Origin of the sequence: Rhizobium etli 8C-3, assembly GCF_001908375.1 — a bacterium.
Classification (GTDB): domain Bacteria; phylum Pseudomonadota; class Alphaproteobacteria; order Rhizobiales; family Rhizobiaceae; genus Rhizobium; species Rhizobium etli_B.
The window spans coordinates 1,090,416-1,105,487 of record NZ_CP017241.1; the positions used below are offsets into that span (position 1 = coordinate 1,090,416).

The following is a 15,072-nucleotide window of genomic DNA, read 5'->3' on the forward strand; positions in this document are numbered from 1 at the left end:
TCAGATTCCGAATGCAATTTGCGAAATTCACTTGCGTACAATTTAATTGTGCAATATACGAAATCCAGCCCCAACGCAAAGGAGACTGACATGCCTATCCTCTATACGACCCAAGCTTCCGCCACCGGTGGCCGCGCAGGCCGCGCCGTTTCCGAAAACGGCGTTCTCGACGTGACGTTGACTGTTCCCAAGGAACTCGGCGGCGATGGCGCCACCGGCACCAATCCCGAACAGCTCTTTGCGGCCGGCTATTCCGCGTGCTTCCTCGGTGCCCTGAAATTTGTCGCGGGCCAGCAGAAGGTCAAGATTCCGGAAGACACAACGGTTTCCGCCAAGGTGGGAATCGGCCCGCGCGAAGACGGCACGGGCTTCGGCATCGACGTGGCGCTCACCGTCAACATTCCCGGCCTGGATAAGGCCGAGGCTGAAAAGCTTGCCGCCGCCGCCCACATCGTCTGCCCCTACAGCCACGCCATGCGCACCTCGACCGAAGTTCCAGTCACAGTGGCCTGAAGCAGAACCACCTTCTTCCCGGCGGGGAGAAGGTGGTCCAAGGGGCCGAACGAGGGAGCGACATGGCAAACTTGTCCTCGATTTTCACTCAAACGCTCGCTTGTTACGTCGCCCACCCCATCGCTCCGGGTGGAATTTTCGAAGATGCCGATCGGCTTTTCCAGGAGCGATTTCGGCAACGATCCGCGCGTCGCCTGTTGGTCAGGCGAGCGCCTGCAGCTCGCTTCGCAGCCGCTCGCTGCCGCCACCAGGCAGCTTCTCATCCAGCGCTGCATGCGTCTTTCGCCAGATCGGCAGCGCTGCGGCGAGTACCGCCTTGCCCTCCGGGGTCAGGCTGAGCAGCCGGCCCCGCTTGTCTTTCGGATTTTGAGTTACATTTACCCAGCCACGACGTTGCAGCGGTTTCAGCGCTGCCGTCAGCGTCGTCTGGTCCATGGCGAGAAGATTGGCCACGGGCCCCATCGGCGGCGGCTCCGGCCGGTTGAGGGACATCATCAGCGAGAACTGCCCGTTGGTGAGCCCCACTGGACGAAGCGCATCGTCGAAAAGCCGTGCGAGTGCTCGAGCGGCCCGCTGAACATGCAGGCACAGGCAGGTGTCCCGTACCAGCAGCGTCGTCGAAAAGGGAATTTCAATCGCGTTTGACATGCTCTATTTCTATTGATATCAATCTATTTAGTCAAGCGAATGAGGACGAATGCCGGTCTTGCCGGCGGCGCCGGAGGAGGGCGCTCGCGATGCAGAATCAAGTCGTTTCCCGTGAACAATGGCTCGAGGCCCGCCGGGCGCTGCTCCTGAAGGAGAAGGAAGCAACGCATCTCAGAGATAGGATCAATGCCGAGCGCCTGGCCATGCCCTGGGTCAAGGTCGACAAGGACTACGTCTTCGACACGCCCCAGGGAAAGAGAAGTCTATCCGATCTCTTCGACGGCCGCAGCCAGCTGATGATCTACCATTTCATGCTGGGTCCGGATTGGGATGCCGGTTGCCCGGGCTGCTCGTTCCTTTCCGATCACGTGGACGGCGCGCTGCCGCATCTCAACCATCACGATGTCACCTGGGTCGCGGTTTCGCGCGCGCCCCTCGCCAAGATCGAGGCCTACAAGAAGCGCATGGGCTGGAAATTCCCCTGGGTTTCGTCCTTCGGCAGCGATTTCAATTTCGACTACCACGTTTCCTTCAGCCCGGAAGATCTCGCCAAGGATAAGGTCTTCTACAATTTCACCGCGATCGAACCCGCCGAGGCCCATGACGAACTGCCGGGGCTGAGCTCCTTTTACAAGAACGAGCAGGGTGAAATCTTCCACACCTACTCCAGCTATGCCCGTGGGCCGGAGGAACTGATCGGCACGCTGATGATCCTCGACCGTGCGCCGAAGGGCCGCAATGAGCAAGACACGATGGATTTCGTCAAGCGCCACGACGAATACGAGGGCGCTCAAAAGACGCAATCCTGTCACTGAAATCTGCGAACATCCCCAAGGGAGAAGGATGATGGAAACCGCAAGAGCGTTGGAGGAGCATCGCTTCCTCGAAAGGCTGGTGGGCGTCTGGGATGTCACGGCATCCGAAATGACGGCCGACCAGCAATGGACCGAGATCGTGCGCTCGCTGCACGGCATCTGGTTCGTTGCCGAAGGCAATGGCGAAATGCCGGGCGGCGGGGCTGCCACCACCATGCTCACCCTCGGCTACAATGCGGCCAAGGGCAAATATGTCGGCAGCTGGATCGGCTCGATGATGGACTACATGTGGGTCTACGAGGGTGATGTATCGCCGGACGGCAAGGTGCTCAGCCTCTATACCCGTGGCCCTGATTTCCAGAACCAAGGGGCCGAGCAGGACTACCGTGAGCAGATTATCTTCACCGATGACGATCACCGAACCTTCAACTCGGCAGCCAAGCAGCCGGACGGCAGCTGGAAGCAGTTTATGGAGGCGCATTACACGCGCAAGCCGTGATCGAGAATCGAACCCGATCCCATATACGCACGAAAAGGAAAAAGATCATGGCTTCCGATACCCATGGAAAATTCATCTGGTGCGAACTGATGACGGCGGACACCGAGGCTGCCGCCCGCTTCTACAGCTCTGTCGTCGGCTGGACGACGAAAGAGATGCCGATGGAGGATCTTCCTTCTCCCTACACCATCTTCGAGGCGTCAGGTCGCGGCGTCGCCGGCATGATGACCTTTCCGGCCGAGCTGGAAGGGCAGGGCATTCCGCCGAACTGGACAGGCTATGTCTGTGTCGACGATGTCGACCAAACCGCGAAGGATTTCGAGGCGAACGGCGGCCAGATCCGCCGCCCCCCGCAAGACATCCCGACCATCGGCCGCTTCGCCGTCGTCGCTGATCCACACGGCGCCGTCCTATGCATCATGACTCCTTTGCCGATGGAGGGCGATAGCGGCTGGGAGCCGGAAATGAATACGCCCGGCCACGTCGGCTGGCACGAACTGATGGCCGGTAATATGGAGGAAGCGTTCACTTTCTACTCGAAGGTCTTCGGCTGGACCAAGGACCACGATTTCGACATGGGCGAGATGGGCGCCTACCGCATCTTCGCCGAACATGGAAAACAGATCGGCGGCATGATGACCAAACCCGCCAATGTGCCGATGTGCTATTGGGGCTATTACTTCAATGTGCCCGGGATCGACAGCGCTATCGAACGCGTCAATGCGGGCGGCGGCAAGGTAATCGTCGGTCCGATGGAAGTGCCCGGCGGCAGCTGGATCATCAATGCGACGGACCCGCAGGGCGCTTTCTTCTGTCTCGTCGCGCCGGGCCGCTGACCTCGCAGCAATTCCCGGAAATGGCGAATCGAGATACGGAAATTGATCGGCGGCGGCCCTGGAAGCGGGGCTGCCCTTCCGTTTGAGCGTCAAAATCCGTCCCGCTAATATCTTGATTTTATTCAAATTTTACCATTCAAACCCGAAGAGCGCCCGGCAAGGTTAAACCTTCCTGAACATTTGGGTGGATGCATAATCAGCTATATCTGCGTGGTTACGGGAGCCGACGCAGACAAGTTCAATGTTTCGCCAACCGGTGCGGTGACCTTCAAGACTTCACCGAATTTCGAGGCTCCGACCGATGCCGCCGGCAACAATGTCTACGACATCATCGTGCACGCCACCGATGGGATCGCCGATACGACAAAGGCGGTCGCGATCACGGTCACGAACCTTGCGGAGGCTTCTCCGCTATCCGTCAACGAGGCGGCCAGCCTGACCGGGCGATATGCGTTCGCTGACAACACCGGCTCGCCGAACAGCATCAATTTGTTGCGAGCCTGTCGGTCAGCCACAGCTTGGAAAGTGTCCATTCCACGAACTTCGATGATTGGCTCTCCAACAGCGCAGCGCTGTCACAGGCAATCCAAGTGCCGGCGATGTCGGCCTTTACATCTTCCGGGTGACTGCCGCCGATTCCCAGCGCAGCCAGCAGTCGACCTATGTTGCTTTCAGCGCGATCGAGGATGGGGGCACGACCTATTCCATCACCAACAACGGCAACGGAAATGAGAACGGCTTGGCCTGGGTCAACGCATCTAGCTCGGGCGGCGATCTGACCTTCATCAACAGCAATCTGAACGGCGCCTTGAATGCAGGTGGAGGGGACGATGTGGTGATCGGCTCCGGCAATCCCGAGACGGTAAACGGCGGCTCCGATCATGATGCGCTTTATGGCATCGGCGGAGGCGACATGCTTTATGGCGGCGGTTCCACAGACTTCATTGACGGTGGAGACGGAAATGGCACGATGTCGCGGTGCTTCAAAACTATACGTCGACTGTGAAGATCATCTACGATGACGATCATCACTCGACCACGACGCCGGTCGCTTGACGGGCGCCCCGTTTCGGTCTTGGTAGGGTTGAACCTGGAAAAGGCGCTTCGGCGCCTTTTCTGCGTTCTGCTTCACGCCGCGGGAAGCCTTGCAATCGCGATCGGCTCGCCATCCTCCGTCTCGCTGTCGAACGCCATCTCATCTGCAAGCTGTCGGATCCTGTTGAAATCCTCCGGCCCCTCAAAGAGGGCGCCGCCGAGCTTGATCTTGAGGTCAAGCGGTGCTTCCTCGGTCTCGAAGGCGGCCTGCGAGACCCGCCTGCGGATGCGGGCGCCGATGTCCTGGGCGTTTTCGGGAGTGGCGCCGGGCAAGAAGATGCCGAGCTCGTTCGAGGCGAGGCGGGCGACGAGGTCGCCGCTTCTGACCGAACTCTTGATGATGTCGGCCAGCGATAGCATCACCGTGTCGGCCCATTGCGGGCCGTAGCGGCGGCTGATTGCGTCGAGCGTCTCGATGACGACGGCGATCATGATGCCGCCGGTATCCGTGGCGATCTTCCGGCGGCGCTCGGAATAGTTCTGCATCGCGGCGGCAAAGGCGGTGCCGTTGAGCGCATTCGTCACCGGATCATGGCGAGTTACATGGTTCATCTTGGTGCGCAGCGCCGCAAGCTCCGACTTTTGCAGCTGAAGCGCCAGAAGCAGCGGAAATGCAACAAGGAACGAAATTGGAGGGATGCTCACAAATCCTACCAAAAATGGTTTATCCGGGACTAGAAGGTTTAAGATAAGTAAAACACCGAGCGATCCTGCCATGCAGAACGATGCGCCAAATGCGGCGAGCAGCAAGGCGGGTTTTATTGTGGCTGGGGAGTAACGGTTAATAAAAATCATGGGGTGGCATACTCATTAGGGATGAGTGTCAAGCTAACCGTGAGCGCAACAAGTACCGGTTAAAAAATCCTGTAAAATTGTTATTTTAGAGGCCTCATGGATTAACTGTCTTCGCAGGGAGACGGCTGGGCAATATTTCCCGCTACTGAGCGCCCCAGGAAACGAAAAAAGCGGCCGCGTCGTGCGGTCGCTTCGGACATCCTGCGTTCTGGTCTCAGTGTGCCGCGCCTTCGCCCGGTGCGACCTTTTCCAGCGGCATGCGCGAGGCAACCTGCTTGTTGCCGGCCCGCAGCTCGTGCAGATATCCCTTGCCGTCGGCGATTGAAAAGGGCGGCTGGTAGTCGGGCAGGCGGCTGTCGGGTAGCACCGGGTCGCGCTTGTTGTCGAGGATGAACTAGTTGCCATCGACGGCAACCGAAAGCACCGCATGATAGAAGTGACGCTTCTGGTCGAAGAGCACGACGACACATGTCCTTCATGTCGACGCCCTCGGCGCGCAGTGCTGCCATCTTCAGGATCGCACCGGGCTCTTATCTGTTCGCGATCGCCGGCAGCGGCAACCTGAACCTGCTGGGTGTTGCGCCGAAGGTGTTTTGAGGCCTTTTGCTCGCTTGGCCACGGAGGCTGGGCGGTCAACGACGACCCGCTGACGTCTGCAGCAACCGCTCCTTTTGCTCCGGCGATCAGCCCTTCGGCAAATCTTCCCCACCTCCTGCCGACGCAAAGAACCCCTCGGGGTCTTCCACTTCCACCAGCCGTCGCTTTTCGATGAGCCAGAACCGGTTGCCAACCGCGCGCACGAAGCTGCGGTCGTGGGAAACGAGCAGGCTGCTTGCCCTATGCGCGATCAGCTCGTTTTCCAGCGCTTCCTGCCCGTCGATGTCGAGATGGTTGGTGGGTTCGTCAAGCAGATAGAAGTTCGGGTTGGACAGCCGGAGCACCAGCATGCCGAGCCTTGCCTTCTGCCCGCCGGAAAGTTGGCCGATGGGGCGGCCTTGCATTTCGATTGACATGCCGGCGCCCGCCAACAGTGCGCGCGCCCGCACGTCACCGACATCGAAGCGGCGGATGATGATGCCCATCGGCGTATCGACATCGCGCAGGTCGGCAAGCGCCTGGTCGCCGTAGCCGAGCGCCAGCGAAGGCGTGGCCTTGATGCCGTTCCGGGCCGTCTCCGGGTTCGCAATCGCTTGGCGCAACATGGCGATCAGCCGCGTCTTGCCGGTGCCGTTTTCGCCGAGCAGCACGATCCGGTCTCCCTGGCAGATGAACTGCCTGCCGGTCTTGAAGAGCAGCGTGCCGTCTGGCGCCTCTACCGCCGCATCCAAGAGCGTCACCAGCACCTTGGCATGCGTGCCGCGATTGGCAAGCCGGATCGCACCGGCTGAACGCTCCATATGCGCGGGTTTCGCCGCATCCTCGAGTTTCTCGGCGCGCTGCTTCAAGTGCTTGGTCTTGACGACGAGAAGGTCGCTGCCGGAATTGATGCCGATATTGTTGAGCTTGGCGGCCTGCTTGCGCAGTTGCTCGGACGTCTTCATGTCGCGATCGTAGCGGCGCGCATCCGCCGCATCGAGCTCGTCGATTGAAGTCCGCGCCCGGGAATAGGGCAGGGCGAAGATGTGCGATTGCTCCGGACGCAGGAAGAGCGTGCGGTTCGTCACGGCGTCGAGGAAGGCGCGGTCATGGCTGGCCAGAATCACCACCACGTCGCGGGGGAGGCCATTCAGCCATTCCTCCAGCCGTGCGATCTTGCCGAGATCAAGATGGTTGGTCGGCTCGTCGAGCAACAGGAGGTCGGGTTCGGTCACCCATACGCGGGCAAGCATCGCCAGGCGCTGCCATCCGCCGCTGAGCGCCGAGAGCCAACGCCAGCGCAATTCCTCCGGTACCTGCAGAGATCCCAGCACGACATCGACGCGCCAGCTCTCCGTTTCCGCCTGCTCCGGAGCGAGCGCATCGAGAACGGCCTCGTAGAATGGCTTGGCCAACAGGGCAGGAGGCACATTCTGCTCGACATGACCGATCGTCAGCCCGCGCGCCCGAGTGATTTCGCCTTCGCTCGGCTCCAGCGTGCCGGCCACGCAGCGCAATAGCGTGGATTTTCCGCGGCCGTTGGCGGCCACGATGCCAATGCGGTCGCCGGCATTGACGACGAGATTGAGCTTGGAAAACAGCGGGCTCGACAAGGTCATGCCGAGATTGCGAATATTGAGGAGGGTCATGATCGTTCTCTGGTCTCGACCGCGCGATCATCCATCGAGGGCTCCCGGGCCATCTTCGATGCGATGTGTCAGCGGTGAATGGATAGTCTCAGACGCTCAAGCGACAAAGCTTGGCGCCGCGGGCCACATGGGCCGACCAGAAGAGAGGTTTTGCGAGAAACGGTCCCTGGTCAGCCCTGCAAACGCATTTGCAGGGCGTCGACGGGGCCGCGCTGCCGGTTGAACCGGAAATAGTAATTATGCACGCGACCCTCCTTCCTCTTAGAGTGCAGGCGTTGAAATATCATCGCCCTTGCCTGAATGCAACCATGGCGGCCGCCATCGGGCCTGTTACTAATAGCGCCGCACCGAGTGCGACACGTTGCTCTTCGCGGCCGAACTTGCGCAGGACGGGCTTGCTGCTATAAGCGGCCCGACCGGTTAAGTCTTGAAGTAGGAGCAACGACCATGGCGGGCAATGACGACGAGTACGTCTATGACGAAGTAACGGGTGAATGGCGCCCGGCTTCGGAATTGACTGCCGCCGCGCAGGTGGCCGCCGAGGTCCGCGACTCTGCCGGAAACGTCCTCAAGGACGGCGATTCCGTCACGCTCATCAAGGATCTGAAGGTCAAGGGCGCCAATCAGACGCTGAAGCAGGGCACCGTCATAAGGTCGATCCGGCTGACGGACGACCCGGAAGAGATCGACTGTCGCCACGATACCATCAAGGGCCTTGTTCTGCGCACGGAATTCGTTCGCAAGCGTTGAGGATCACTCGGCGAGCCAGGCATGATATAACCTCATAGCAGCTCCTCTGCCCGGCAGCAAAGAGCAGGCTAAGCTGCCGAATGCCCACCATTTGGCATCTGCCTCCGCGACCTACCGCTTCAAACTCCCCAGAATGCCCCGCACCAGCGCCCGGCCGACCTGCGTCGCAACCGTCCGCGCCACGCTTTTCATCGCCGCCTCGACGACTGTCTCTCGCTGATAGCCGGACGAACGTCCGCGCGATTGACTGCGGCTCGGCTGTTCGTCATCGCTGCCGAAGCCGGGCAGCGTCCAGCCAGAGGCCGTGCCGGCACTCGTCTGCTGCGCTTCGGCCTCCTCCTGCGCCCGCTTGGCGGCTTCCGCTTCGGCAGCCTTCCTCGCGCGGGCGGCGAGCATTTCGAAAGCGGAGTCGCGGTCGACATCCTCGTCATAGATGCCAAGTACCGGGCTCCGGTCCATGATCTGACGGCGTTCCGCTTCCGTTACCGGGCCGACGCGGCCCGATGGCGGGCGGATCAGTGTGCGCTCGACGATCGATGGCGCGCCCTTGGTCTCCAGCGTCGAAACCAGCGCCTCGCCGGTGCCGAGATTGGTGATCACGGTGGCGCAATCGAAGGCCGGATTGGGGCGGAAGGTGTCGGCGGCTGTCCTTACCGCCTTCTGCTCTCGCGGTGAGTAGGCGCGAAGAGCATGCTGCACGCGGTTGCCGAGCTGGGCGAGGACTGTTTCGGGCACGTCGAGCGGGTTCTGCGTGACGAAATAGACGCCGACGCCCTTCGAACGGATCAGCCGCACGACCTGCTCGACGCGCTCGGTCAAGACACGCGGGGCGTCGTTGAAGAGCAGATGCGCCTCGTCGAAGAAGAAGACGAGCTTCGGCTTGTCCGGATCGCCGACTTCCGGCAACTCTTCGAAAAGCTCGGAAAGCAACCAGAGCAGAAAGGTGGCGTAGAGCCTGGGGTTCATCATCAGCTTGTCGGCGGCAAGCACCGAAATCTGGCCATAGCCGTTAGTGCTGGTGCGCATGATATCGGTGATTTTCAACGCCGGTTCACCGAAGAAATGCTCGGCCCCCTGCTGTTCGAGGACGAGCAGCGCACGCTGGATCGATCCGATGGACGCCTTGGAGATCAAGCCGAACTGGCTGGAAAGCTCGCTCGCATTCTCGCCCATGTAGTTCAGCAGCGAGGAGAAATCCTTGAGGTCGAGCAGCGGCAGGCCCGCCTGGTCGGCAATCTTGAAGGCGATATTGATGACGCCCTCCTGTGGCTCGGAGGCATCCATGAGGCGGGCCAGAAGAAGCGGCCCCATTTCGGCGATCGTGGTGCGGACACGGTGGCCTTTCTCGCCGAAGAGATCCCAGAAGATCACCGGGAACTGGTCGAATCCGTAATCGGCAAAGCCGATCTGCTCAGCCCGCTTGGTGAGGAAATCCTTTGCCTCGCCCTTGGCGCCAATGCCGGAAAGGTCGCCCTTGATGTCGGCGGCAAAGACCGGGACGCCGGCCTTGGAAAAGCCTTCCGCCAGCACCTGCAGCGTCACGGTCTTGCCGGTGCCGGTCGCGCCCGTCACCAGGCCGTGGCGGTTGCCGAATTTCAGGTCGAGATATTCCGGCTTGTTGATACTGTCGTCCGGATTGCGGCTGGCGCCGATGAAAATCTTGCCTTCCTCGAGCATGAAGCAGTTCTCCCTTCGGCCGATCCGCCGCTTGCGTGAAATGCGGAGATAGCAACAACCCGCATTCATCTTACTATCGTCCTCCTGTTATAAGCAGGGACCAGGATGCCGACAACTGTTTGCATTGAAAGCAAATCCGGGGAAAATGCCGGCTCTCGCGGCGCGGCTTGAGTTGCGGACGAAACTCTAATAACGTTGACGTCAACGTCAAAATAACGGGAGACTGATGATGAATGAAGTTGTGACCCAGATTGCCGATCGCGTGGGCATCGCGCCCGATCTGGCGGAGAAGGCGCTCGGCATGATGCTCGGCTTCCTGCAGCGTGAAGGGGATGATGCAGCAGTCGCCAAGATGATCGAAGCCATCCCCGGCGGCGCCGATCTCGTCGCCCAGTATAACGGCGAAGGTGCCGGCGGCGGTCTGCTCGGCGGTTTGATGGGTGCGCTCGGCGGGGGCGGAATCATGGGCCTTGGCCAGCAGCTGATGAGCCAGGGCCTCGGCATGGGCGAAATCACTTCGCTTGCCAAGGAAACTATCGCCATTGCCAAGCAACATGCCGGCGAAGAAGTCGTCGACGAGGTCGTCGCCTCGGTGCCGGGATTGAGCCAGTTCGTTTGATCGGGTCATTTCGAACGAAACCCCGCTTCCACAGGCGAAGCGGGGTTTTTATTTATGCTTCGCATGCACCAGGTTCAGCGCATGCCATTGCCGCCCGTCGCGTTCGATGAGGCCGTCGGCGCAGGCCGGCCCCATGCTGCCGGGGGCATAGGCTTCCGGCTCGCCGCCCTTTGCCCATAGGTCGAGGAAAGGCTGCACCGCCGCCCAGCCGGCTTCGATGCCGTCGGCCCGCTGGAACAGCGTCTGGTCGCCGATCAAGAGGTCGTAGATGAGGGATTCGTAGCCGGTCATCTTACCGATGTCGAACTGGTCGGCATAGCGGAAGTCGAGCGAAACCGGGACGGTATCGACCGAAAGTCCTGGTGATTTGATGGAAATTTCCAGGCTCATGCCTTCGTCCGGCTGCACTTGTATGACCAGCCTGTTCGGCGGAAGCCGGCGCGTGACCTCGGTCTCGCGGAACTGGGCGAACGGCACGGGCTGGAACTCGACGACGATTTCCGTGTCGCGCGCCGTCATTGCCTTGCCGGTCCGCAGATAAAATGGCACGCCCGCCCAGCGCCAAGTATCGGCATAGAGCTTCAGCGCCACGAAGGTCTCGGTCCTGCTGTCGGGCGCTACTTGCGGCGTCTGCCGATAGGCGGGGATTTCAGCCCCGTTCAGAGTCCCGCCGGAATAGACGCCGCGAACGCCGTGTGTTGCCGCCTCCTCGGGCGTAAAGACGCGCAGCGCCTTCAGCACCTTGCTCTTCTCGTTGCGGATCGCCTCTGCGTCGAAGCTGTTCGGCGGCTCCATGGCGATCATGGCGAGCAACTGGAACAGATGGTTCGGCACCATGTCGCGCAGCGCGCCCGTCGCGTCGTAGAAGGCGCCGCGGCTGCCGACATCGACGGTTTCGGACGCGGTAATCTGGACATGGTCGATATAGCGGCTGTTCCACAGCGATTCGATCATCATGTTGGCAAAGCGCGCCGTCAGCAGATTCTGGACGGTCTCCTTGCCGAGGAAATGGTCGAGCCGGTAGATCTGGCTTTCGTCGACCTTGCTGAGGATCTGCGCGTTCAGCGCACGGGCAGAAGCGAGGTCCGTTCCAAACGGCTTTTCGATGGCGATGCGGCGGAAGCTATCTTGGCTCTCGGCAGCAAGTCCGTGAGCGGCGATCTTTTCCACGATACCGCCGAAGAACCGGGGCGGCACGGCGAGATAGAAGGCGGCATTGCCGCCCGGTGCGGAAGTGAGGCGTTTGGAAATCTTAAGATAGATATCGTCGCCGGTGAAATCGCCGGAAATATAGCTGATCCGCTGCCGCAGCCGCGCCCAGGCCGGATCGTTGACGAGCGGTTCGCCGTCCCCGAGACCGGCCAGGAAATCGTCCAGCCGTTTGCGCAGCATCTCGTCGCCGCCGGGCTCGATGCCGATGCCTAAAATGTCGAGATCGTCGCCGACCATGGCGCCGCGGGTGAGATTGATGATCGCCGGAACGAGAAGCCGGCGGGTAAGGTCGCCGGTCGCCCCGAAGATGACCAGAGTGGTGGGCGGCGTAGGCTTGGCGTCTGCCATAGGGATCGCTTTCCGTGATTGTCAGCGCCGGAATATAAGAACGCCGGGCGCTACAGCAAGCGCAGGCTGTCCCCACCAGCATGTGTGCGCCTAAGACTTCACCGCCACCATGAAAACCCGCGGGAAGCGGAGCAGCACACGCCCGTCCGGCATCTTCCGATAGGCCTTCTCGACACGCGCAAGATAATCCGCGAGAAACGCCTCGCGATGCTCTTGGCCGGCAGCTGCGAGGTAGGGCATCAGGCCCGTTCCCTTCACCCATTCGACGATGGCCTCGGCATCCGCCATCGGATGGTTGTAGATCGTGTGCCAGATATCCACGCGCGCCGATTTGCCGATCAGGCGGCTGTAGTAGGCCGACGGCGGAGGAAGGGGATTGCGGCGCGGGGTCTTGATTTCAAAGGCCGTCTTCCATGGTCCGGCATGAGCGCTTTCCTCCATCAGCAGATGCGTCGGCTCGCCGAGATTGTCGGGCATCTGCACGGCGAGCACGCCGCCCCTGGCAAGCCCGTCCATCAGCCGGTCGAAGATGTCGAGATGATTGGGCAGCCACTGGAAGACGGCATTGGCGAAGAAAAGGTCGGCGGGCTCATCCGGCTGCCAGGTGGCAAGGTCAGCCTCGGTGAAGGTGGTGCCCGCAAGGCGCTTGCGCGCCGCTTCCAGCATGTTCAGATCGCTGTCGAGGCCGGACACGGCTTCCTTGCCGTAGCGGTCGATGATGAGTTCGGTCGAATTTCCCGGTCCGCAACCGAGATCGATCGCCTTGCTGATCCTTTCCAGCGGCACCTGCGCCAGGAGATCGCGCGCCGGGCGCGTCCGCTCATCCTCGAACTTCACATACTGGCTCGCAGACCAGGCCATGGGCACCTCCTGTTTTCCCAGTTCCGATGCGGCAATGTTTCAAGTGCGTCATGCTAGCAGCAATTCTCGGCCGCTTGTATGCGGCGTGTTGCGGCTGTCTTCAAATCACTTGCACGAATGGGTTGCGTAATTGATGTCGCTTCGGGTTTGGGAGATTCACGAGACCCGGTTTCGTCTTAGCGCAGTCTGCCGATCGGTCGCTGAAAGACATGGCAATGCGCGCGGTTCCGAGCCGATCTTTGGCGCGGAGGCCGACGATATCGCTGGCGGATGCCTTGGTCTTACAGGCCCAAGATTGGCGCTCCAGATCGTTCGATCAGGTGGAGACGTGACTGCTGATCAGCCGGCCATTGCGGAGATCATGGATCATGAGGGCTGGAGGATCGGTGACAGGTGGTTCACGTGCGGGATCGAGCAGCAAGGGATTGGCGGGACAGATCGAGCCGCATATGTGGGCCGGAATGCCTGCGATCAGGCTCGACATCTGCCGATGGACGTGGCCGCTGCAGACTGCGATGGGGCGCCTTATGCCAGTCGATAGCAGGTCGCCCAAGGCATCTGCACCCCTGCACATGACGCCATCCAGAGGCGATATTCCGGTGGGGAAAACGTGATGATGCGTGAAGAGCAGGGGTATACCGGGTCGACCGCTCGCCAGCGTCTGCCGCAACCAGGCAAGATGCTCCGCAACGTCACCATGGGCATATCCGTCGACGCATGTGTCTAGGCCGACGATCAAAGCATCTCCATGGGGTTCAGCAAAGTGCGTTTTCCCGTCGCCTCCCCAATAGTCGGCCACGGGCATTTCCTCGCGCATGACGGTGCGGTCGTCCGCGTTGCCGGGGAGCATCAAAGTGCGGCACGCGAGGCTTTGCAACGCGGCAAGGATCTGCCGGTAGCCCTCCCTCCAGCCGCCGTTGACAAGGTCCCCGGACACCACGACGATATCCGGCTGCATAGTGGCTAGCCAGGAAATAGCCCTTTTAAGCCGGGCAAGGCCGTCATTGCCGGGGCTGGCGTGGATATCGCTTATCTGGGCGATGAGCATGGCACCACCTCATTCAAAACCGCGTAATCACGCTGATGCCGGTTCCGTCTGCCCGGTCCATCCCCATCAGCGCTGGCACGGCCTCTTCCAGGGTGATAGTCCGGCCGATCAGTTTCTGAGGCGCGATCTTGCCGGCTGCAAGCATGGCGAGCATGGCGTCGTAGCGCCAGGCCTGCATGCCGTGGCTGCCGTAGATTTCCAGCTCCTGGCCGATCACCTGCGCCATCGGGATCTGCGGCGTGGCATATTCGCCGAGCATCAGGCCGATCTGCACATGGCGGCCGCGGCGGCGCAGGTTCTTGATCGAATTGAAGCAGGTTACGGGATGGCCAAGCGCGTCGATCGAGACATGCGCGCCGCCCTTGGTGATCTCGCGCACGGCTTCGGCGACATCGGCAACAGCCGCCGCATTGATGGTCGCCACCGCCCCGCATTCGCGCGCAAACGCAAGCTTCTCCTCCGAAATGTCGATGGCGATCGGATTGGCGCCGAGTGCGCTGGCGATCATGATCGCCGAGAGGCCGACGCCACCCGCGCCATGAATGGCGATCCACTCGCCGGGGCCGGTGCGTGCCTGGTCGGCAACGGCGCGGAAGGAGGTGGCGAAGCGGCAGCCGAGGCTCGCCGCCGTCGCATCATCGACGCTGTCGGGCAGATGCACGAGATTGGTGTCGGCATAGTCGATAGCGACATATTCGGCGAACGAGCCCCAATGCGTGAAGCCGGGCTGGAACTGGTTGGGGCAGACCTGCTGATTGCCGGAGTGGCATTCGCTGCAATGGCCGCAGCCGGAAACGAACGGCACCGTCACCCGATCGCCTGCCTTGAAGCGCACTACGCCCTTGCCCGTGGCGACGATCTTGCCTGCAAGCTCGTGTCCGGGCACATGCGGCAGGCGGATATCCGGATCGTGCCCCATCCAACCGTGCCAGTCGCTGCGGCAAAGACCGGTTGCGCCGATTGCAATGACGACACCATCCTCGGTCGGCGTCGGGTCGGGCACCATGCGGATGTCTGGTGTCTGCTCGAAGGCTTCGTAGTACATGGCTTTCATCGGACGGCCTCCAGCTCTTTTGTTCGAGATTGCGCCATGATGCCACGCGGGAGCCTGCCGCTCCAACCCTCTGTTCG

Annotated in this window: 17 protein-coding genes; 8 read left to right on the top strand and 9 right to left on the bottom strand. The window is 61.2% G+C overall.

Annotated elements, in window-relative coordinates; genetic code table 11:
* Positions 1 to 90: 90 nt before the first annotated feature.
* Entirely contained in the window at positions 91 to 513 is a 423-nt protein-coding gene (locus AM571_RS05480) for an organic hydroperoxide resistance protein (RefSeq protein ID WP_074060536.1), read from the top strand.
* Between the two features lie 201 nt (positions 514 to 714).
* On the opposite strand, the gene AM571_RS05485 is transcribed toward AM571_RS05480, so the two are convergent.
* Complete coding sequence (locus AM571_RS05485) at positions 715 to 1,161, bottom strand: MarR family winged helix-turn-helix transcriptional regulator (RefSeq protein ID WP_074060537.1); 447 nt, start codon at positions 1,159 to 1,161, stop codon at positions 715 to 717.
* A gap of 89 nt (positions 1,162 to 1,250) precedes the next feature.
* On the opposite strand from AM571_RS05485, the gene AM571_RS05490 reads away from it, so the two are divergent.
* The 4 genes from AM571_RS05490 to AM571_RS05510 all read left to right on the top strand — a co-directional run bounded on the left by AM571_RS05490 (position 1,251) and on the right by AM571_RS05510 (position 4,317).
* Positions 1,251 to 1,976 carry a DUF899 domain-containing protein gene (locus AM571_RS05490; RefSeq protein ID WP_074060538.1) on the top strand — a complete coding sequence of 242 codons (726 nt, stop codon included), beginning with the start codon at positions 1,251 to 1,253 and terminating at the stop codon, positions 1,974 to 1,976.
* 31 nt (positions 1,977 to 2,007) lie between these two features.
* On the top strand, positions 2,008 to 2,475 hold the full coding sequence (locus tag AM571_RS05495; protein WP_081377032.1) for a DUF1579 domain-containing protein: 468 nt from the start codon (positions 2,008 to 2,010) through the stop codon (positions 2,473 to 2,475).
* A gap of 47 nt (positions 2,476 to 2,522) precedes the next feature.
* Complete coding sequence (locus AM571_RS05500; protein ID WP_074060540.1) at positions 2,523 to 3,311, top strand: VOC family protein; 789 nt, start codon at positions 2,523 to 2,525, stop codon at positions 3,309 to 3,311.
* A 550-nt stretch (positions 3,312 to 3,861) separates the two neighbouring features.
* Positions 3,862 to 4,317 carry a hypothetical protein gene (locus AM571_RS05510; protein ID WP_074060542.1) on the top strand — a complete coding sequence of 152 codons (456 nt, stop codon included), beginning with the start codon at positions 3,862 to 3,864 and terminating at the stop codon, positions 4,315 to 4,317.
* A gap of 122 nt (positions 4,318 to 4,439) precedes the next feature.
* Here the strand turns inward: AM571_RS05510 and AM571_RS05515 are convergent, their stop codons facing one another.
* Together AM571_RS05515 and AM571_RS37275 are read right to left on the bottom strand one after the other, a co-directional pair.
* Complete coding sequence (locus tag AM571_RS05515; RefSeq protein WP_237358532.1) at positions 4,440 to 5,051, bottom strand: GGDEF domain-containing protein; 612 nt, start codon at positions 5,049 to 5,051, stop codon at positions 4,440 to 4,442.
* 364 nt (positions 5,052 to 5,415) lie between these two features.
* Complete coding sequence (locus AM571_RS37275) at positions 5,416 to 5,568, bottom strand: hypothetical protein (protein ID WP_237358533.1); 153 nt, start codon at positions 5,566 to 5,568, stop codon at positions 5,416 to 5,418.
* A 101-nt stretch (positions 5,569 to 5,669) separates the two neighbouring features.
* Between AM571_RS37275 and AM571_RS38000 the strand changes: the two genes are divergently transcribed.
* The gene (locus AM571_RS38000; protein WP_257788692.1) at positions 5,670 to 5,798 is read left to right on the top strand and encodes a hypothetical protein; all 129 of its coding nucleotides are present in this window, start codon (positions 5,670 to 5,672) and stop codon (positions 5,796 to 5,798) included.
* An 86-nt stretch (positions 5,799 to 5,884) separates the two neighbouring features.
* Here the strand turns inward: AM571_RS38000 and AM571_RS05525 are convergent, their stop codons facing one another.
* On the bottom strand, positions 5,885 to 7,426 hold the full coding sequence (locus AM571_RS05525; protein WP_074060544.1) for an ABC-F family ATP-binding cassette domain-containing protein: 1,542 nt from the start codon (positions 7,424 to 7,426) through the stop codon (positions 5,885 to 5,887).
* A gap of 447 nt (positions 7,427 to 7,873) precedes the next feature.
* Here AM571_RS05525 and AM571_RS05530 point away from each other — a divergent pair, with 447 nt between their 5' ends.
* On the top strand, positions 7,874 to 8,176 hold the full coding sequence (locus tag AM571_RS05530) for an alkylphosphonate utilization protein (RefSeq protein ID WP_074060545.1): 303 nt from the start codon (positions 7,874 to 7,876) through the stop codon (positions 8,174 to 8,176).
* Positions 8,177 to 8,287: 111 nt separating this feature from the next.
* Here AM571_RS05530 and AM571_RS05535 read toward each other — a convergent pair whose 3' ends face one another.
* Complete coding sequence (locus tag AM571_RS05535; protein ID WP_074060546.1) at positions 8,288 to 9,853, bottom strand: helicase HerA-like C-terminal domain-containing protein; 1,566 nt, start codon at positions 9,851 to 9,853, stop codon at positions 8,288 to 8,290.
* A 229-nt stretch (positions 9,854 to 10,082) separates the two neighbouring features.
* Between AM571_RS05535 and AM571_RS05540 the strand changes: the two genes are divergently transcribed.
* Positions 10,083 to 10,472, top strand: coding sequence for a hypothetical protein (locus AM571_RS05540; protein WP_074060547.1), 390 nt, complete (start codon positions 10,083 to 10,085; stop codon positions 10,470 to 10,472).
* Between the two features lie 48 nt (positions 10,473 to 10,520).
* On the opposite strand, the gene zwf is transcribed toward AM571_RS05540, so the two are convergent.
* The 4 genes from zwf to AM571_RS05560 all read right to left on the bottom strand — a co-directional run bounded on the left by zwf (position 10,521) and on the right by AM571_RS05560 (position 14,995).
* On the bottom strand, positions 10,521 to 12,032 hold the full coding sequence (zwf, locus tag AM571_RS05545) for a glucose-6-phosphate dehydrogenase (RefSeq protein WP_074060548.1): 1,512 nt from the start codon (positions 12,030 to 12,032) through the stop codon (positions 10,521 to 10,523).
* A 90-nt stretch (positions 12,033 to 12,122) separates the two neighbouring features.
* A complete protein-coding gene (gene tam / locus AM571_RS05550) occupies positions 12,123 to 12,893 on the bottom strand; it encodes a trans-aconitate 2-methyltransferase (protein WP_074060549.1) in 771 nt (256 codons plus the stop codon).
* Between the two features lie 316 nt (positions 12,894 to 13,209).
* The gene (locus AM571_RS05555) at positions 13,210 to 13,941 is read right to left on the bottom strand and encodes a metallophosphoesterase (RefSeq protein ID WP_074060550.1); all 732 of its coding nucleotides are present in this window, start codon (positions 13,939 to 13,941) and stop codon (positions 13,210 to 13,212) included.
* Positions 13,942 to 13,954: 13 nt separating this feature from the next.
* Positions 13,955 to 14,995, bottom strand: a complete 1,041-nt coding sequence (locus AM571_RS05560; RefSeq protein WP_074060551.1) for a zinc-dependent alcohol dehydrogenase family protein — start codon at positions 14,993 to 14,995, stop codon at positions 13,955 to 13,957.
* Between the last annotated feature and the right edge of the window lie 77 nt (positions 14,996 to 15,072).